21 protein-coding genes and 1 pseudogene are annotated in these 18,047 nt (G+C 68.4%); 15 read left to right on the top strand and 7 right to left on the bottom strand.

Annotated elements, in window-relative coordinates; all coding sequences use genetic code 11:
• Window positions 1–4: 4 nt before the first annotated feature.
• Together AB0M01_RS24435 and AB0M01_RS24430 are read right to left on the bottom strand one after the other, a co-directional pair.
• The gene (locus AB0M01_RS24435) at window positions 5–715 is read right to left on the bottom strand and encodes a hypothetical protein (protein ID WP_363673202.1); all 711 of its coding nucleotides are present in this window, start codon (window positions 713–715) and stop codon (window positions 5–7) included.
• Window positions 712–1,284, bottom strand: a complete 573-nt coding sequence (locus AB0M01_RS24430) for a winged helix-turn-helix domain-containing protein (protein ID WP_363673200.1) — start codon at window positions 1,282–1,284, stop codon at window positions 712–714. Before AB0M01_RS24430 ends, AB0M01_RS24435 begins: the two co-directional genes overlap by 4 nt.
• 59 nt (window positions 1,285–1,343) lie before the next feature.
• On the opposite strand from AB0M01_RS24430, the gene AB0M01_RS24425 reads away from it, so the two are divergent.
• The 6 genes and pseudogenes from AB0M01_RS24425 (at window position 1,344) to AB0M01_RS24400 (ending at window position 8,282) form a co-directional block, all read left to right on the top strand.
• Entirely contained in the window at window positions 1,344–2,261 is a 918-nt protein-coding gene (locus AB0M01_RS24425) for a nucleotidyltransferase domain-containing protein (RefSeq protein WP_363673198.1), read from the top strand.
• Window positions 2,262–2,306: 45 nt separating this feature from the next.
• Window positions 2,307–2,834: pseudogene (locus tag AB0M01_RS24420) on the top strand (nucleotidyltransferase domain-containing protein); the annotation flags it as partial.
• A gap of 163 nt (window positions 2,835–2,997) precedes the next feature.
• Window positions 2,998–5,118, top strand: coding sequence for an alpha-galactosidase (locus tag AB0M01_RS24415; RefSeq protein ID WP_363673196.1), 2,121 nt, complete (start codon window positions 2,998–3,000; stop codon window positions 5,116–5,118).
• Between the two features lie 14 nt (window positions 5,119–5,132).
• Entirely contained in the window at window positions 5,133–6,041 is a 909-nt protein-coding gene (locus tag AB0M01_RS24410) for a sugar ABC transporter permease (RefSeq protein WP_363673194.1), read from the top strand.
• On the top strand, window positions 6,038–6,919 hold the full coding sequence (locus AB0M01_RS24405) for a carbohydrate ABC transporter permease (protein WP_363673192.1): 882 nt from the start codon (window positions 6,038–6,040) through the stop codon (window positions 6,917–6,919). Before AB0M01_RS24410 ends, AB0M01_RS24405 begins: the two co-directional genes overlap by 4 nt.
• A gap of 7 nt (window positions 6,920–6,926) precedes the next feature.
• The gene (locus tag AB0M01_RS24400; RefSeq protein ID WP_363673190.1) at window positions 6,927–8,282 is read left to right on the top strand and encodes an extracellular solute-binding protein; all 1,356 of its coding nucleotides are present in this window, start codon (window positions 6,927–6,929) and stop codon (window positions 8,280–8,282) included.
• Between the two features lie 29 nt (window positions 8,283–8,311).
• On the opposite strand, the gene AB0M01_RS24395 is transcribed toward AB0M01_RS24400, so the two are convergent.
• The 3 genes from AB0M01_RS24395 to AB0M01_RS24385 are packed head-to-tail and all read right to left on the bottom strand — an operon-like array spanning window position 8,312 to window position 10,673.
• Window positions 8,312–9,082 carry an ABC-2 family transporter protein gene (locus AB0M01_RS24395; protein WP_363673188.1) on the bottom strand — a complete coding sequence of 257 codons (771 nt, stop codon included), beginning with the start codon at window positions 9,080–9,082 and terminating at the stop codon, window positions 8,312–8,314.
• Window positions 9,079–9,870 (bottom strand): ABC-2 family transporter protein, encoded by a 792-nt coding sequence (locus tag AB0M01_RS24390; RefSeq protein ID WP_363673186.1) that lies wholly within the window; start codon window positions 9,868–9,870, stop codon window positions 9,079–9,081. The genes AB0M01_RS24395 and AB0M01_RS24390 overlap by 4 nt, the downstream gene beginning before the upstream one ends.
• Window positions 9,867–10,673: an ATP-binding cassette domain-containing protein gene (locus AB0M01_RS24385; RefSeq protein WP_363673184.1), complete on the bottom strand. Its 807-nt coding sequence runs from the start codon at window positions 10,671–10,673 to the stop codon at window positions 9,867–9,869. Before AB0M01_RS24385 ends, AB0M01_RS24390 begins: the two co-directional genes overlap by 4 nt.
• A 325-nt stretch (window positions 10,674–10,998) precedes the next feature.
• Here AB0M01_RS24385 and AB0M01_RS24380 point away from each other — a divergent pair, with 325 nt between their 5' ends.
• The 9 genes from AB0M01_RS24380 (at window position 10,999) to AB0M01_RS24340 (ending at window position 16,172) form a co-directional block, all read left to right on the top strand.
• A complete protein-coding gene (locus AB0M01_RS24380; RefSeq protein WP_363673182.1) occupies window positions 10,999–11,403 on the top strand; it encodes a DUF1707 domain-containing protein in 405 nt (134 codons plus the stop codon).
• Window positions 11,400–11,807 carry a hypothetical protein gene (locus tag AB0M01_RS24375; RefSeq protein WP_363673180.1) on the top strand — a complete coding sequence of 136 codons (408 nt, stop codon included), beginning with the start codon at window positions 11,400–11,402 and terminating at the stop codon, window positions 11,805–11,807. The genes AB0M01_RS24380 and AB0M01_RS24375 overlap by 4 nt, the downstream gene beginning before the upstream one ends.
• Window positions 11,800–13,260, top strand: a complete 1,461-nt coding sequence (locus tag AB0M01_RS24370) for a multicopper oxidase family protein (protein WP_363673178.1) — start codon at window positions 11,800–11,802, stop codon at window positions 13,258–13,260. The genes AB0M01_RS24375 and AB0M01_RS24370 overlap by 8 nt, the downstream gene beginning before the upstream one ends.
• 63 nt (window positions 13,261–13,323) lie before the next feature.
• Window positions 13,324–13,764, top strand: a complete 441-nt coding sequence (locus AB0M01_RS24365; RefSeq protein ID WP_363673176.1) for a hypothetical protein — start codon at window positions 13,324–13,326, stop codon at window positions 13,762–13,764.
• Window positions 13,765–13,819: 55 nt separating this feature from the next.
• Complete coding sequence (locus AB0M01_RS24360; RefSeq protein ID WP_363673174.1) at window positions 13,820–14,188, top strand: CPCC family cysteine-rich protein; 369 nt, start codon at window positions 13,820–13,822, stop codon at window positions 14,186–14,188.
• Between the two features lie 177 nt (window positions 14,189–14,365).
• Window positions 14,366–14,824: a barstar family protein gene (locus AB0M01_RS24355; RefSeq protein ID WP_363673172.1), complete on the top strand. Its 459-nt coding sequence runs from the start codon at window positions 14,366–14,368 to the stop codon at window positions 14,822–14,824.
• Window positions 14,825–14,865: 41 nt separating this feature from the next.
• Window positions 14,866–15,249, top strand: coding sequence for a DUF4259 domain-containing protein (locus tag AB0M01_RS24350; protein ID WP_363673170.1), 384 nt, complete (start codon window positions 14,866–14,868; stop codon window positions 15,247–15,249).
• A complete protein-coding gene (locus AB0M01_RS24345) occupies window positions 15,246–15,536 on the top strand; it encodes a hypothetical protein (protein ID WP_363673169.1) in 291 nt (96 codons plus the stop codon). The genes AB0M01_RS24350 and AB0M01_RS24345 overlap by 4 nt, the downstream gene beginning before the upstream one ends.
• A gap of 102 nt (window positions 15,537–15,638) precedes the next feature.
• Entirely contained in the window at window positions 15,639–16,172 is a 534-nt protein-coding gene (locus AB0M01_RS24340; protein WP_363673167.1) for a hypothetical protein, read from the top strand.
• 469 nt (window positions 16,173–16,641) lie between these two features.
• On the opposite strand, the gene AB0M01_RS24335 is transcribed toward AB0M01_RS24340, so the two are convergent.
• The gene (locus AB0M01_RS24335) at window positions 16,642–16,854 is read right to left on the bottom strand and encodes a hypothetical protein (RefSeq protein WP_363673165.1); all 213 of its coding nucleotides are present in this window, start codon (window positions 16,852–16,854) and stop codon (window positions 16,642–16,644) included.
• A 93-nt stretch (window positions 16,855–16,947) separates the two neighbouring features.
• Window positions 16,948–18,045 (bottom strand): sulfite oxidase, encoded by a 1,098-nt coding sequence (locus AB0M01_RS24330; protein ID WP_363673163.1) that lies wholly within the window; start codon window positions 18,043–18,045, stop codon window positions 16,948–16,950.
• Window positions 18,046–18,047: the final 2 nt, after the last annotated feature.

Below are 18,047 nucleotides of genomic sequence, written 5' to 3'. Positions count from 1 at the left end.
GATTTCAACCGGCGGTCGGCGCCGGGTAGTGACTCGTCCACCAGTCGTTCCAGCGCTTGTCGATCTCGGCGCGGGCCGCGTCGTCGACGCCGTACAGGCTGAGCACGGCCATCGCGGCGCCCGCGGGCTTCTGCTCGTTCGGGCCGAGGTGGCTGAGGACGAGCAGGCCGTCGCCCCAGCTGTCGACGGTCAGGCCGCGCTGGTGCTCGGAGACGAAGAAGACCGTGCCGGTCACCTGCTCGCCGAGCAGGTCCAGCTCGTACGGCGTACCGGCGGGCAGGTCCGCGAGGTTGAACTGATCCACGCCTGTGCCCGAGTAGAAGAGCGTGCGGCGCGGGTCGCCCGGGTGCCGCTCGAGTGCGAAGCGGAGCTGGTGCAGGAACGTCGTCCAACCCTCGGTGATGTCGTCGTAGTACGCCTCCCAGTCGGGGTTGTCGCCGTGCGCCGCCCGGGTCAACGTGATCTTCGCGCCGCCCTCGTGCGGCTCGACCACGAACTTGTCCCCGCCCTGGATGTCCAGCACGTGCGCCTCGGCGTCCTCGACCGCGACGTGGTCGAAGTAGATCAGGTCGATCTCCTGGTCGAGCGTTCCCTCGGCGCCCTCGTACTCCCAGCCGTGCCAGTGCCGGATCTTGTCCTTGTCGCGCAGCGCGTCCCACACCGCCTCGACCGGTGCGGCGATGGTGACCACGATCTGCGGGGTCGGCTCGGTCATCTGTCTTCTCCTTCGGTACGGCGGACGGCGGGGTGCCCGCCGGCGATCAGGCGGTACGGGCGGCCGTCGGCGGTGTCGAACGACTCGACGACCTGCCGGACGGCCTCGGTCAGGGCATCGGTGAAGCGGTGCACGTCACCGGGCTCGGCGAACCGGACCTCGGTCTCCAGCGTGAAGGTGAGCAGCCGCTGGCCCGCGGCGTCGGCCTTGCGCTGCATCCCGGCCACGTCCCGAACGGTGCCGGCGGCAACTTCGACCAGGTGCTCGGCGGCGTACTGGTCGTGGATCGCGGTGAACGCGCTGCCCATCACGCCGGGGTCGACGACGATCGTCGCCGAGGCCTTGAGGATGCGCTCGACGAACCCACGGCGCTGTCGCTCCTCGACGAGCTCGACCAGGCCGGCCTTCTCGAGCTCTTTCAGGTGGTAGTTCACCCGCTGCCGCGGCAGCTCGAGCGCGGCCGCCAGCTGGGTCGCGGAGGACGGCTCCCGGAGCAGGTCCAGCAGTTGCCGGCGGATCGGCGAGAGCGCGATCCGGACGGCGTCCGGTTCGTCGAGGTAGTGCTGCATGCGGACCAGCGTCGTATTGACAGAATTATTTGTCAATAGTCTGCGAGAGGATGTCGGCCATGGCGATCGAGGGACCGCAGCTGCCGGTGGGGACGCAGGTGGTGTTGCGGGTGGCCGGGGCGGATGACGCCGGCGGGACCGCGCAGCGTGGGGCGACCGGGCGGATCAACGGGGTGACGGCCGATGGCCGGTACGACGTACGCCTGGTCGACGGGCGCGCGACGACGGCGCGGCGGGATCAGCTGAGCTTGCGTACGGCGTACCAGGACGAAGCGATCGGGATCGAGGCGCCGGACGGCGACGTGCTGGTGCGGGAGCGGACGATCTACGCGGCGGTGGTCGGGTCGCGGGCGTTCGGGCTCGACACGGACACCTCGGACACCGACACCCGCGGCGTGTATGTCGCGCCGACCGCGGCGTTCTGGTCGCTGGCGAAACCGCCGACGCATGTGGACGGGCCGGAGCCGGAGTGGTTCTCGTGGGAGGTCGAGCGCTTCTGCGAGCTGGCACTCAAGGCGAACCCGAACCTGCTCGAGGTGCTGCACTCGCCGCTCGTCGTTTCCTGTACGCCGCTCGGCGAGGAGCTGCTCGACCTGCGCGAGGCGTTCCTCTCGCAGCTGGCGTATCAGACCTACTCGGGCTACGTGCTGAGTCAGTTCAAGAAGCTGGAGGCGGACTTCCGGCGGGACGGGTCGCCGAAGTGGAAGCACGTCATGCACCTGATCCGGTTGTTGCTGTCGGCCCGGACTCTGCTGGCCGAGGGCAAGCTGGTCGTGGACGTCGGCGACGATCGCGAGCGGCTGCTCGCGGTGAAGGCCGGCACGCTCCCGTGGGACGAGGTCGAGCGCTGGCGACTCGGCCTGCACGAGGAGCTCGACCGGGCGCTGCAGAAAACCATGCTGCCCGCGACGCCCGACGTGACTAGGGTCGACACCTGGCTCAGATCGGTCCGGAGGAGGGGCGTCGATGACACGTGACATGCGAGACCTCGACGGACCTGGTTCGAGAACGAGGCTGAGGTCGATCTGGTCACCCACGACCTGGTGAAGTTCGTCCGGCTGATGCTGCGTCGTAACGGCTACGTGCTCGAGCAGGTGCTGTCGCCGCTGGTGGTGGCGTCGACACCGGAGCATGAGGAGCTGGTCGCGCTCGCGCCTGGGTGCATCACCAAGTGGCACGCGCATCACTACCGCGGGTTCGGCAGGACGCAGTGGGACTTCTTCGGGAAGAAGCGGGAGCTGAAGCCGCTGCTCTACACGTTCCGGGTGCTGTTGACCGGGATCCACCTGATGCGGACTGGTGAGGTCCAGGCGGATCTGCGCGAGCTGCTCGAACTGCGCGAAGCGCCGGCGTACCTGCCGGAGCTGATGGCTGCGAAGGCCGAGGCTGAGCACGGGCCGCTGGTCGGTCCGACCGTGGAGCAGCTGGGCGAAGATGTCGCCGCGTTGCAGGCGGCGCTCGACGACGCCGAGGCGGCGAGTGCGCTGCCGGAGCGGCCGTCGGTCGACGACGCGCTGCACGATCTGGTAGTGCGCGCCCGGCTCGGCTGAGCGCCCGAGAACGTCAAGAGAACGCCCGACTACTCCGGTAGTCGGGCGTTCCTACGTTGTAAAGGCGTAGGGTACTTACTTAACTTCGTGAAGCATTGACATTCGGCGTGTCAGGGTAAATAGTTCCGTCCTGAAATCAATCAGAAAGCAGAGTGAATCAACAGTGTCGAACATCAAGGTGCTGCAGCTCCGCTCGGCGGGCGTCAGTCTCGTGCTGGACTGTTCCGGTCCGGCTCTTCCGTCGGTGCTGCACTGGGGTGCGGATCTCGGCGAGCTGTCCGAGGCGGCCCTGGTTGGTCTCAGGCAGGGGGCCGGTGCGGTGCAGACCGGCAACGGTCTGGACGACAACCTCCCGGTCGCGATCGTCCCCGAGTACTCCGCGGGCTGGTTCGGCCTTCCGGGGCTCAACGGGCACCGGGACGGCAAGGACTTCTCGGCGTCGTTCCAGCTGCAGAGCGTCGAGCAGGACGGCAACACGGTCAGAGTCCAGGCCGCCGACGCCGGCGCGCAGCTCACGCTGGCGCTCACCGTCGAGCTGACCGACTCCGGCCTGGTCAAGGCGAAGGCCGACCTGACGAACACCGGCGGTACGCCGTACACGGTGGACGGTCTGGTCCTCGCGCTCCCGGTGCCGACCGAGGCGACCGAGCTGTTCGACATGACCGGCCGGCACATCGGCGAGCGGCACCCGCAGCGGCACGCGTTCACGCAGGGCGCGCACATCCGCGACAACCGCCGCGGCCGTACCGGCGCCGACGCGACCCTGCTGCTGATCGCCGGCACCCGCGGCTTCGACTTCGGCACCGGCGAGGTCTGGGCCGTGCACACCGCCTGGAGCGGCAACCACCGCTCGTACGCCGAGCGCGGCATGAGCGGGTACGCCGTCATCGGCGGCGGCGAGCTGCTGCTGCCGGGCGAGGGCCGCCTGGAGCCGCAGGGCAGCTACAGCACCCCCTGGATCTACGGCTCGTACGGCGTCGGCCTCGACCAGCTGTCGACGCGCTTCCACGAGTACCTGCGCGCCCGCTCGACGCACCCCGCCACCGACCGCCCGGTCGTGCTGAACACCTGGGAAGCGGTCTACTTCGACCTCGACCTGGACAAGCTGAAGGCGCTCGCCGACGCGGCCGCCGAGGTCGGCGCCGAGCGGTTCGTGCTCGACGACGGCTGGTTCCGCGGCCGCCGTGACGACCATGCGGGCCTGGGTGACTGGTACGTCGACGAGGGCATCTGGCCGAAGGGCCTGCACCCGCTGGTCGACCACGTCACCGGTCTCGGTCTCCAGTTCGGCCTCTGGGTCGAGCCGGAGATGGTTAACCCCGACTCCGACCTGGCCCGCGAGCACCCGGACTGGATCCTTGCCACCGGCAACCGGATGCCGCCGACCGCGCGGCACCAGCAGGGGCTCAACCTGGGCATCCCGGCGGCGTACGACTACATTCTCGAGCGGCTCGACGCGATCCTGAACGAGTACGACATCTCGTACCTGAAGTGGGACCACAACCGCGACTTCGTTGACGGCGGCAACCAGCAGACCGGGACCGCGGGCATCCACGCCCAGACCCTGGCGCTGTACCGGCTGCTCGACGAGCTGAAGGCCCGGCACCCCGGCCTGGAGATCGAGTCCTGCTCGTCCGGCGGTGCGCGCGTCGACCTCGGCGTACTGGAGCGGACCGACCGGGTCTGGGGCAGCGACAGCAACGACGCGCTGGAGCGGCAGAAGATCCAGCGCTACACCCAGCTGCTGCTCCCGCCGGAGCTGATCGGCTGCCACGTCGGCCCGCCGAAGGCGCACACCACCGGCCGCACCCAGACGCTGGCCTTCCGGGCGACCACGGCGCTGTTCGGCCACTTCGGCATCGAGTGGGACATCAGCGCGGCGTCGGCCGAGGAGCGCGAGGAACTGGCAGGGTGGGTCGCGCTGCACAAGGAGCTCCGGCCGCTGCTGCACACCGGCCGGGTGGTCCGGGCCGACCGTGGCTCGGAGGACTTCCTGCTGCACGGTGTCGTCGCGCAGGACGGGTCCCGCGCGGTCTACAGCGCCGTCCAGCTGACCCAGTCGATCACCTCCGACCTGGGCCGGGTCCGGCTGCCCGGGCTCGACGCCACGCGCACGTACCGGGTCACGAAGAAGGCGACCCCCGGTCCTGAGCCGCGCAACACCGCGGCCTGGTGGGCCGACGGGGTCGAGCTGAACGGAGCGACGCTGGCCGCCGTCGGGGTCCAGACCCCGGCCCAGTGGCCCGAGAACGCGGTCCTGCTGGACGTGCAGGCCATCGACTGAGGAGGAGATCGGCTGTGACCGTGACGACGAGTGCCCCACCGAAGCGACAACGACGAAGTCTCGGGGATCTGAAGGTCGCGATGATCTTCCTGGCCCCGGCCACCGTCGGGTTCGTGGTCTTCTACATCTGGCCGACCCTGCGCGGCGCCTACCTGAGCTTCACCGAGTACAGCCTGCTGCAGGCGCCGGAGTTCAACGGGCTGCAGAACTACGAACGGATGATCCACGACAGCTTCTTCTGGAACGCGCTCGTCGTCACGGTCGAGTACGTCGTGATCAACATCGGCCTGCAGACCGTGCTGGCGGTGCTGATCGCGATGCTGATGTACCGGCTGACCAAGTCGATCACGGTCCGCGCGGTGATGCTGCTGCCGTACCTGATCGCCAACGTGGTGGTCGCGCTGGTCTGGTACTGGATGCTCGACTTCCAGGTCGGCATCGTCAACCAGGGGCTGGAGCTGATCGGGATCGACCCGGTCGCGTTCTTCGGCGACTCGCACTGGGCGATCCCGACCGTTGCCGGGATCAACATCTGGCGGCACATGGGCTACACCGCGCTGCTGGTCTTCGCCGGCCTGCAGACGATCCCGTCGTACGTGTACGAGGCCGCGGAGGTGGACGGATCGAGTGAGCTGCAGACGTTCTGGCGGATCACGCTGCCGCTGCTGCGGCCGGTCCTGGTGATGGTCCTGGTGGTCACCATGATCGGCTCGTTCCAGATCTTCGACACCATCGCGGTGACCACGCAGGGCGGGCCGATCAACGCCACCCGGGTCATCTACTACTACATCTACGAGCGCGCGTTCACCCGGTTCGACTTCGGGTACGCCTCCGCGATGGCGCTGGTGCTGTTCGCGATCCTCGCGGTCGTCTCGCTGCTGCAGCTGCGGCTGCTCCGCGCCAAGGAGAGTGACCTGGCATGAGGAAGTCCATCACTCCGGGTCGTACGGTCGCCTGGGTCGTTCTCGTCGTCCTGATGCTGCTGACTCTGTTCCCGTTCTACTGGATGCTCCGGACGGCGCTGTCGGACAACACCCAGCTCGCGGGTCACCCGAACTCGCTGCTCCCGGTCGAGACCACGCTCGGCGCCTTCAAGCGGGTGCTCGGGCTGTCGACGGTCGAGGAGGCGCAGGCCCAGGGCGGCTCGGGCGCCGCGGTCAACTTCTGGCTCTACCTGCGCAACTCGCTGATCGTGTCCACGGTGACGACGGTCTGCCAGGTGTTCTTCAGTGCGATGGCGGCGTACGCGTTCGCCCGGCTGCGCTGGCCCGGCCGGGACAAGGTGTTCGCGCTGTTCCTGGCCGCGCTGATGGTGCCGCCGATCTTCACCACGCTGCCGAACTTCGTGCTGATCAAGAACCTCGGGCTGCTGAACAGCTTCGCCGGCATCATCCTGCCGGGCGCCTTCATGACCCCGTTCGCGATCTTCTTCCTGCGCCAGTTCTTCCTCGGCATCAACCGGGAGCTGGAGGAGGCGGCGATGATCGACGGCGCCGGGCACCGCAAGATCTTCTTCGGGATCGTGATCCCGATCAGCGCGGCACCGATCGCGACGCTGGCCATCCTGACCTACATCAACTCCTGGAACGACTACTTCTGGCCGCTGCTGGTCGGGCAGCAGGAGAACGTCCGGGTGCTCACCGTTGCTCTCGGGGTGTTCCGGTCGCAGACTCCGCAGGGAGGGCCGGACTGGGCCGGGCTGATGGCGGCGACGCTGATCGCGGCGCTGCCGATGATCATCCTGTTCCTGGCCTTCGCCAAGCGGATCACCAACTCCATCGGTTTCTCCGGGATCAAGTGAGGGTCGGATGAACATTTCACGACGCACGTTGCTCAAGGGGACGCTGGCCGGACTCGCCGCCTCGGCGGTCGCGGGCTGCAACAACGGCGCCGCGTCCCGCGGTTCCGGCGAGGTCATCTACTGGCTGTGGGACTCCGCCCAGCTGCCGATGTACACCGAGTGCGCGAAGGTGTTCCACGAGCAGAACCCGCAGTACAGCGTGAAGATCGAGCAGTACGGCTGGAACGACTACTGGAACAAGCTGGTGACCGGCTTCATCTCCGGTACGGCGCCCGACGTGTTCACGTCGCACTCGGCGAAGTACCCGCTGTTCGCCGACAAGGGCCAGGTGCTCGCGCTGGACGACTACGTCGAGCGCGACGGGGTCGACCTGTCGATCTACCAGAAGGGTCTGGCCGAGCGCTGGATCGGTGCCGACGGCAAGCGCTACGGCCTGCCCAAGGACTTCGACACCGAGGTCTACTTCTACAACTCCGCGCTCACCGAGGCGGCCGGGATCAGCACCGACCAGCTGAACGCGATGACCTGGAACCCGCAGGACGGCGGCACCTTCGAGCAGATCGTGGCCCGGCTGACCGTCGACTCCAAGGGCCGGCGCGGGGACCAGCCCGGTTTCGACAAGGACAACGTCAAGGTCTACGGCCTCGGGTACGGCGACGCCGGTGGCGCCGACGGCCAGACCAGCTGGAGCTGGTACGCCGCGACCAACGACTGGAAGTACTCCGAGGGCGAGCCGTGGGGGACCAAGTTCTTCTACGGCGACCCGAAGTTCACCGAGACCATCGGCTGGTGGCGCGGGCTGATCAGCAAGGGCTTCATGCCGACGTACGCGCAGGCCAAGTCCGGGGTCGACGTGACCACGTCGTTCGGGGCCGGCAAGTACGGCATCACGCCGAACGGGTCCTGGATGCTGGAGACGTACGCCGGGCTGAAGCAGGTCAAGACCAAGCTGGCCCGGCTCCCGCAGGGGCCGAACGGCAAGCGGATGTCGATGATGAACGGCCTGGCCGACACGATCTGGGGCGACTCCACCCGCAAGGACGCGTCCTGGGCGTGGGTGAAGTTCCTCGGGTCGCAGACCGCGCAGGACATCGTCGCCAAGGCCGGGGTGGTGTTCCCGGCGGTGAGCGCGTCGCTGCCGCTGGCCAAGGCCGCGTTCGAGGCCGACGGCTGGGACGTGACGCCGTTCCTGGAGCCGGTCGCGGCGGGCGACGTGTTCCCGTACCCGGCGAACCCGAACGCCGCGGACGTGACCGCGGTGATGACCCCGGCGATGGACGCGGTGATGGCGTTCGAGGCCGAGCCGTCGTCGCTGGCCGAGGCCAACGACGACGTCAACCAGATCCTGTCGGCGGCTTCCTGAAACGGCGTACTCGCTTGTAAAACGCTGTGTCAGCTGCTCGCTGAGCTGTAGCGGCGGCTGGCCAGGTGCCAGTGGAGTTTGGTGAGGACCAGCCCGGCGGCCAGCGCCGGGATGGCGAGCAGGAGCGAGGTGGCGGTGCCGGTGAGCGTCTCGACCGGCACCGCCGCCACGAGACCGGCCGGGGCGAGCGTGATCAGGATCAGCCGCGCCGTACCGGTGAAGTAGCTGATCGGGTACTTGCCGGCCTCGCGGACCTGGGCGGCGATGTCGTTGACCGGCTCGGCGCTCTCGAACCAGAACGCCGAGTAGGCGAGGTTGGCCCAGAGCAGGCTGAACCCGGCGAAGCCGATCACTGCCCAGGCGACGGCCTGTACGGCGAGGGCGGCGTCGGGCCTGGCGTCGGCCAGGTGCAGCCCGACCGCGACCATCGCGGCGCCGGACAGCACGCGGCCGAGCTCGGCGGGCTCCATCCAGCGCAGGCCTGAGAACAGCTGCGCGTTGACCGGCCGGATCAGGATCAGGTCGAGGTCGCCCTGGCGGACGTAGCTGTGCATCTTGGCCAGGTTCGGCCGGACGAAGCAGTCCATCAGGCCGGTGGAGATCCCGAAGAGACCCACCACGGCGACGGCCAGTGGGCCGGACCAGGTGGTGCCGCCGGCGTCGGTGAGGATCAGCACCGGTACGACGCCGAGGATCAGGTCGCCGACCGACGAGAACGCGTTGATCGCCGTCTGGCTGCGGAACTGCAGGTCCCGGCGGATCGCCTGCTTCAGGCAGGCCCAGAACAGCCGCGGCGTCATGCGCCCGCCCCCTGGTAGTCGCGCAGACCACGCCGCCAGACCAGGATCGCGCCGCCGACCAGTACGGCGAACCAGCCCGCCTGGTACACGTAGTCGACGGCGCGCGTCGTACCGAGCAGGACCTCCAGCGGGAACGAGATGACGAACCGGAACGGCTGGGCGTGCAGGAACGGCTGGAAGGCCTCTGGGAACAGCGCCAGCGGCACCAGGCCGCCGGAGAGCAGCCTGGCCAGCAGGTAGCGCAGGCGGTCGACGGCGGCGATGTCCTCCATCCAGAACGCGAGGGAGCCGATCAGGACGTCCAGCGCGAAGGTCATCGCGGCGGCGACGACCAGCGCCGGCAGAAACAGCAGCCAGCGTTGCGGGTCGCCTGGTAGCCGCAGGTCGTCGCGGAAGACCAGACCGAGGACTGCGACCGGTGGTAGCAGCAGCCCGAGCTTGAGGAACTTCTCGGCGGAGTTGTTGGCCAGGTACGACAGGTGGGTCGAGCAGGGGCGGACGAGCCAGGAGTTGAGGCCGCCGAGCCGGATCGACTCGGCCAGGAAGCCCGAGGTCCAGCTGGACGTGATCATGGCGACGACGCTGACCAGGACGAGGTAGCTGGTCAGGTACGTCGTGGAGACCGGCGGGTCGGCGCCCTGGGCGATGGCGCCGTGCCAGACGAGCAGTGCGATCGCCGGTGGCAGGACGTTGGCGATCTGGAGGAGGAAGAGCCACCAGCGGTGGTTCATCATCATCCGGACCTCCTGGACGGTCAGGATCCGGAGCAGCCGTAGCTGGCGGGTCACGAGCGGCCCTGGAACATCGCGGCGAGGACCTGGTCGAGGTCGGCGTCCTCGTGCTGGCCGGAGCGCTGCCGCAGCTCCTGCAGGTCGCCGTCGAAACCCAGGACACCGTGGTCGATCAGCGCGATCCGGTGGCACAGCGCCGCGACGTCGCTCATGTCGTGACTGGTCAGCACGATCGTCGTCCCGTGGTCGCGGTTCATCTCCGCGAGGAAGTTGCGCAGGGCAAGCTTCGCGACGACGTCGAGGCCGACGGTCGGCTCGTCGGCGAACAGCAGCGCCGGCTGGTGCAGCAGCGCGAGCACGAGCTCGCAGCGCATCCGCTGGCCGAGCGAGAGCTTGCGGACCGGGATGTCGACCAGGTGCGCGACGTCGAGGCGCTCGGTGAGCTCGGCGACGGACGCGTCGAAGGCCGGCTTGGGGATCGCGTACATCTCGCGGTGGATCAGCAGCGAGTCGTACGTCGAGACGTCCCACCAGAGCATCGACTTCTGGCCGAACACGACGGAGATCCGGCTGAGGAAGTCGAAGGAGCGCTTGTGCGGCTCGTGGTCCAGGACTTGGAGGTCGCCGCCGGTCGGGCGGAGCAGACCACAGAGCATCTTGATGGTGGTCGTCTTGCCGGCGCCGTTCGGGCCGAGCAGGCCGATCACCTGACCCTCGGGGACGGTCAGGGTGAGGGCGTCGACGGCGGTGCGCTGCCGGCGTACGGGTTTGAGCAGGCCTTTGAGGGCGCCCCTCATGCCCGGTGCTTGCTCGGTGTAGCGGTAGACCTTGGTCAGGTCGGTCGCGGTGATCGCGTTCATCGCGCGCCTCCAGGGCCGGCCCACGCAGACTGGGGAGCCGGGTCGATGGAGCGAGCCGGAGTCTGCCGGCAGCCGGCCCACATGACGGCGGGCGGCCGTTGGCGAGTTTAGCCGCGCGCGGTGCGGGCGCGCCTGTGGTTTTCAGGGGCCGGCCCTGGGCGGGTCCTGAGTCGGCGTACGCCCTGGGGAGTACGCCGTACTACGTCGGCCGGCTGCCGTGCTCCGCCGGAGGTAGGCGAGATGCCGCCGCCGAGGCGACGCGGCGAGGGGTGCTCGGGCGACACGATCGGTGGCATCAGATTCTTGCGACCACCTGAGGAGTGTCATGAACGAGAACGTGCGGGTTGGGGACGACGAGCGTCAGGAGGCGGTCAGGCGGCTGGGGGAGCATTACGAGGCGGGGCGATTGACCGCGGAGGAGCACAGCGAGCGGATCAGCCAGGCGCTGCAGGCGAAGACCGCGGGGGACTTGGCGGCGTTGTTCGCCGATCTGCCGGGGGAGAAGAAGGCTGAGGCCGGCCCGCAGCGGCCGTCGTGGTCTGGGCAGCGTCCGCCGTGGGCTGCGCGTGGTCCGTTGGGGCGGGTACCTCTGCCGTTGCTGATCGCGTTGGCCGGGCTCGCGGTGCTGCTGTCCGTCGGGTGTGTGGTCGGCGGTGGGCATCCGCCGGTGCTGCCGTTGCTGCTGATCGTCGCGGCGTTCGTGTTCGTGAAGAAGCGGCGACACGCATGAGGACGGCGTACCGGGTTCTGGCATCGCTGATCGCGCTGGCGGTGGTGCTGCAGGTGGCGGCGATCGCGCTGGCCGGGTTCACGACCGCGGCCGACGCGGAGGACGGGGTGACGATCGGCGCCGACTACAGCAACTTCGGGCAGAGCTACCACAGTATGGCGGGGACGGCGATCGGGCTGCTCGCGCTGATCTTCCTGATCGTGTCGTTCCTGACCGACGTACCGCGGGGGCGTGCTCTGGCCGGGATCGTGGTGGGGCTGGTCGCGCTGCAGTTCGTGCTCGCGGTGGTGTCGTTCGGGCTGCCCGCGCTGGGGATTCTGCACGGGATCAACGGGCTCGCGATCGCCGGTGTCGCGGGCGCGGCGTCGCGGCGGGCTGCGGCTCCGGTGGCTGCCAGTGCCTGACGCGGAAGCTCCGGCGCCGGGCGCCCGGCGTACGGTGCGAAACCGGCTGATCGCGCTTGGGGTGACGCTGGCGGTGCTCGCACCGCTGGCGTACCTCTGGGCGACCAGCCTCGTCCCGTCGTCGTACTCGGCAACGGACATGGGGTACGCCGACTACGGCGGCGGCGCCGCTGCGCATCATCAGCACCACGGCGGTCGCAGCGTCGCCGACCTCACCGGCCCGCGGTCGGGCGTGGCGGATGTCGCGGTGACGCTGACCGCCCGCAAACAGACGTTCTCGCTGCCGTCCGGCGAATCCGTCGACGGCTACACTCTCAACGGCTCCTCACCCGGCCCGCTGATCCGCGCCGCGGTCGGTGACCTCGTCGAGGTGACGCTGGTGAACGAGTCCGTCCCCGACGGCGCGACCCTGCACTGGCACGGCATCGACGTCCCGAACGCCGAGGACGGCGTCGCCGGCGTCACGCAGGACGCCGTACCGATCGGTGGCCGGCACGTGTACCGCTTCGTGGCTTCGGGTGCCGGGACGTACTGGTACCACTCGCATCAGGTCTCCAGCGAGCAGGTCCGCAACGGGCTGTTCGGCGCCATCGTGATCGGCGCTGCTGAACGCGATGTCATCGCCGCCATCCACACGTACGACGGCCGCCGCACGATCAACGGCTCGACCGGCGCCTCGCGCGTCGAAGTCCCCGCCGGTACGACGTTGCGCGTGCGAACGATCAACACCGACAACGCGCTGATCCGCGTCGGCCTGGTCGGCGCGTCGTACCAGCTTGTCGCCGTCGACGGCCGCGAGCTCCATGGCCCGACGCCGACGACATCCGCGTTTCCTCTGGCTGCCGGCGCCCGCGCCGACTTCGAAGTCACCGTCCCGGCGACCGGCCTCCGCCTCGACGCCGGCGGCGTCGGCCTGACGATCGCGCCACCCGGCGTACAGACCCCTGTTGATTCTTTGTCTTCAGCAACCATCGACCTCCTCACCTACGGCAAGCCCACCGCTCCGGGCCTCGACGTCAGCAATCCCGACCGCACGTTCGAGTACCGCATCGGCCGCCGCCCCGGCTTCCTCGACGGCGTCCCCGGCCTGTGGTGGACGATCAACGGCCACAAGTACCCCGACGTCCCGATGTTCATGGTCACCGCCGGCGACGTCGTGAAGATGAAGATCTCCAACACCAGCGGCCAGTCCCACCCCATGCACCTGCACGGCCACCACGCCCTCGTCCTCTCCCGCAACGGCGTCCCCTCGTCAGGCACCCCTTGGTGGACCGACACCCTCGAGGTCGGCGACGACGAAACCTACGAGATCGCTTTCCTGGCCGACAACCCCGGCGTCTGGATGGACCACTGCCACAACCTCCCGCACGCGTCACAGGGCCTGATGACCCACCTGATGTACGAGGGCATCAGTACGCCGTACAAGATCGGCGACGGCAACGAGCCGGAGTAACCATTCAGTGTCGAACCACCACGCCACCAGGCGAACCCACCCCCGGTGAGGTATCCCTGAAAGATGACCTGCCCCACCGCCCTCCGCACCGCCGCCACCCTCGCGGTCCTGCTGGCGGGGCTGGTCATCACTCCCGTCGCCCTGTCCCACCTCGACGACAACGAGCACCTCGTTCTCACTCAACCCGTCCGTGAAGTCGAGGTCGTGGCCGTCTACTCCACAACCCTCCACACCCAAATGACCACAGTCATCGTCCGCCACCCCGACACGGCGGCGCCCACTCCGCTGGAGGGCGCCGACAAGCTCTTGTCCCTCCCGGCCGCCAACACGTACGTTCCTGTCGTCGTAGACCCCGACGACCGCACTCGCCTACTCATCACCACCGCGCGCTGGGCGCCGACTTGGCTCGACTACACGACTACGGTCGCCGCTACGGCGTTGCCCGCGATCACACTGGCCGCGCTCATCTCCGGTGTCTTCTCCGGACGCCGCAACAAGGTGTAGCGCAGCAACGTACTAATCTGGCGCCCTCCACAGCCCTCGGACCGGAGATCCCGTCATGCTCAGATACCCGTGTCCCTGCTGCGGCCGGCTCGTTCACACCTCCGCGCCGGGCTCGTACTCCATCTGCCCGGTCTGCGGCTGGGAGGACGACGTGGTCCAGCTCCGCTGGCCCCAGCTGACGGGCGCCAACCGAACGTCATTGATCGACGCGCAGCGTCTCTACGCAGAGCACGGATACTCGAAGGAGCCCTTCTCCTCCAGGGCCCGCACTGCGAATGACGAGGAGCCTCTCGACGAGGGCTTCCGACCGCTTGATCTGCAGACGGACAACTTCGAGACACCCGACGAGACCACGACGGACTGGCCGGGAGACCGCACGCAGCTCTACTGGTGGAGACCGTCGTACTGGCGCGCGGACGACTGATTTCAAGCGATCCGTCCGCGGTCGACCCGTAGCATGACCGCGGTACGGCGACCTGGGGAGGCCCGGATGAACGTTGAACCGAGCGAGAACCAGGCGCTCGGCCGTTTCGAGGGGGCTGGAGCGCATCCCGTCGTGGGCCGAGGATATGTACGTCGGCTACGACTAGGGACTGAGGCGATGAGTGACAATCCGCTGCTGAAGGTGGGGCCGCCATGGGTGTTGGTCGCCGACTTCGGGTCGCCGAGTTTCGAGGTGATGGTTGGCGAGCTTCGCGCCGGGGGTGGTGTGGTGATCGCGGTGGACGGGGCCCAGGCGACCACCAGCGACGGTGTCTTCGAGCAGTTCGCCCAGGCGGCGGTGTTGCCGGAGTACTTCGGGAGAAACTGGCCGGCCCTCGGCGAGTGCCTGGCGGATCTCGAGTGGCTGCCCGGTACGGCGTACGTGGTGACGGTCGAGAACGCCGACCGCCTGCTGGAGGACGAGCCGCTGAGCCGCGGGGCGTTCGCGAGGATGATCAAGAGAGTCGCCGAGGAATGGGCCACAGCGGTCGCCGACGGGGAGTACTGGGACCGGCCGAGTGTCCCGTTCCATGTGGTGCTCGACGGCGATGGGATCCTGGACGAGCTGGGTGCGTAGCCGCGAAAGGAGAGGTGTGGTGAATGAGTAGGTGGGGCCACATGCCGTTCGAGAACGACACGGCGGCCGATTTTGCGGGGGATCTGGATGATGCCTCGGAGGGGGAGCGGCTGAGGCTGTTGGCGGAGGCGCTGTCGGATGTTGCCGAGGGCATCGGGTACGTCGACGCGAGGCGGGCCGAGATCGCGGTTGCGGCGGCTGCGGTGGTTGCCGGTGGGGATGAGTTCGGGTCGGAGATCTACGGTCCGCAGGTCGAGGTCGGGTCGACGGCGGAGTTGGTGGTGCTGGCGGGGAGGGCTGTAGATCGGTTGTTGGTTGGACACAACGATCTGAGCGTGGAGCCGGACGGGCTCGAGTGGACGGCGAACCTGCGGCGGCTCGGTGAGGTGCTCGGCGGTGAACAGAAGGGAGGAGAGCAGAGGTGAAGTACGTCAAGGTCGCTTGGAACCACGACTTTGTGGACGAACCTGTGCTCTATCTGAGTGAGCTGGGCGACGACGGTTACGAGACCCGGAGGGTGCAGTTCTACCGGGACGGGCGAGCTGAGTGGGCGGACAGGGATCACGAGGCCACGACGGTCGGGCTCTCGGAGATTCCGTTTCCGGCGCTCGAGGAGATCTCCAGCCGGCCTGAGTTCGATGCCGGTCCGATCGGCGCGGAGGAGTTCGAGCTGGCGTGGGATCGGTCCCGCTCCGTTCGTGATGACTCTTGAACTCAGAGGAAGCGGCGGCGCTGAGTCGGGCACGGGTGCGTGCGGCGCCGTTGGTGAGAAAAGGCTTCACCGGCGCGGATCGTCCGCGCGTACCCTGTGCTCGTGGTTGCTGCTGACTCTGCCAGCTGGAGATCCGTTGTTCTCGACGTGGCTCGTCGTGCTGATGTCGAGAACTTCGATCTGACGAGTGGGCACGCGCGGTGGGGTGTTTACCGGTGGATGATGGCATCGCCGGTTGAGTGGGGGCGGCTGCTGGGGATCGTTGGCTTTGAGCCTGATGCGGCGATTGCCGGGTCGGTGGTGCTCGAGATGCTGGAGCGCGTTCCGGCGGCCGAGAGGAAGCGGTGGGTCGACTCGATCTCAGCCAACGGGAACCACTCGCTGGCTGTTCTGCGCGGGGATGAGATCGGCATCCTGGAGGGCGTGACCGGCGAGCTGGGGGTGGAGTTCTCCGTGGCACCCGATCAGGTTCTGGAATGGTCTGACTGGTTGCAGCGTCGGGCCTCTACGGAGTCGACGTCGGTCGGCGTACTGGAGCAGTTGAGCCAAGCGGGGCGGACCAAGCGGGTCAGGGGTTGTGCCGCCGAGCGGCTGCGGTTCTTGCGGCGGGCGGAGGCTGCGAGTGGTGATTCGTGATGTCTGAGGGTGTTTACGGGACGAGGGCGGACCTGTTGCCCCGGGCGATGGTTCGGGTGGAGCGCCGAGGGCAGCGGAGAGTTGGGTGGATCGGGCGGGACGGGGTGGAGTTGCTCGGATGGGAGGAATATCTCGGGTACGAGCGGGAGAGCCTGGGGGCGCTGTCCGAGGACATCTGACGCCGGGATCGACTGGGCACTGGTCCCGGATGAGCTGATCGAGAAGTCGCAGAGTTCGGCTGACATCAGTTTGCGGGACTTCATCGACCGGTACGCGCCGAAGGCCGGGAGCGTGGTGCTGTTCTGGGGGAGCTTGGCGATTCCTGGTGTGAAGTTCGCGGCGGATTCAGCCGTCTCGTTCGCCGACTGGATTGCGGAGCGCTCGGCGGAGTGCTGGTTGTACTACCCGGACGATCAGGTGTTGGTGGAGAGCTCTTTCGCGGGAATGCTGACGATCGCCGCGATTCCGCTCAGGCGGTCAGTGCTCCGTGGCTGAGGCGGTGGCACTGGGTCGTGCTGAGACTGGCGATCCGGGTGCAGGCGGCCTCGACGGCGGCTGGTTGGGAGTCGTAGAGGCCGTACCAGTACGGGTCTTCCGGGAGCGGGTCGCCGAGGTCGTCGATGTCGGCGTACCACGCCGTGCCGGTGCGGAAGATTCTCGCGTGCAGGTTCAGATCGTTCATCGCGCGGATCGCTCCTGGGGAGAAGGAATCGGTGCGTTGCCCTCCTTTGATGATGTGACGGAGGGTGGGCAATCCCAGGAGCGACACGCGGGTTTACCGAACCAGAACAGTGAGGCGTTGGGCGGTGTTGTTGGCGAAGCCGCCTCGGTTCCAGGGGGCTTCGATGGGTTGGACTCGGCCGGACTTGTCGTGGGCGCGGACGGTGAGGATGTGTTCGCCGGGGGTGGCTTGCCAGGTGAAGGTGAAGGGGCGCCAGGCGAGGTCTTCGTTGCTGGAGGCATCGAGGGTGGCGTCTTGCCAGGTGGCGCCGGCGTTGGTGGAGATCTCGACGCGGTCGACGGGGGCCCAGCCGGACCAGGCTCGGCCTTGCAGCAGGACCTCGCCGGCGGCGACGAAGCGGTGGCGGGTCATGAAGTCGGGGTGGCCGGGTGGGATGAGCAGCGCGCGGGGTTCGATGCGGGTGACGGCTACGCCGGGCTCGTCGGGCTCGGTGCGGATGCGGTAGGCCTCGGCGTTCTGGTAGCCGGTGAAGGGGTGGTCGATGAGCTCGATGGAGCGGAGCCACTTGACCGACGCCATGCCGTACCAGCCGGGGACCACCAGGCGGAGCGGGTAGCCGTGTTGGGGTGGGAGGGGCATGCCGTTCATTTCCCAGGCGACCAGGGCGTTGGAGTCGAGGGCCTCGGCGACCGACAGGCCGCGTTGGTAGTCCTGTTCGATGCCTCGTTCCACGCCGTGGTCGGCGCCGGTGAAGACCACGTCGACGGCGTCCGCCCGTACGCCGGCGGCCTCGAGCAGCGCGGCCAGCGGTACTCCGGTCCACTCGGCGGTGCCGACGGCCTCCATCAGCCAGGGCTGGCTGATCGGCCGGGGGTGCAGCTGGGCGCGGCCGTTGCCGGCGCACTCCAGGGTGACGCGGACGGTCTGCCGGCCCATCGCGCGGAGCTCGGTCAGGCCGAAGTCGATCGGTTGCTCGACGCAACCATCGACGGTGAGGCGCCAGTCGAAGGCGTTGGTCAGCGGGATGTCGTAGTGGACGAGCACGTAGTGCAGCCCGGGCGGCGTCAGGTCGTAGCGCAGCGCCTCCAGCGGGATGCCGTGGTTGCGGGCGGCCAGCTGGAGCTCGTCGGTGGTGATGCCCTCGCCGGTGTCGGCCAGGCGGCCCCGGGCGCTGAACTGTTCGATCGTCATGG

The sequence above is a fragment of the Kribbella sp. NPDC051770 genome, assembly GCF_040681455.1.
GTDB lineage: Bacteria > Actinomycetota > Actinomycetes > Propionibacteriales > Kribbellaceae > Kribbella.
This window is presented reverse-complemented; position numbering and strand designations above follow the sequence as displayed.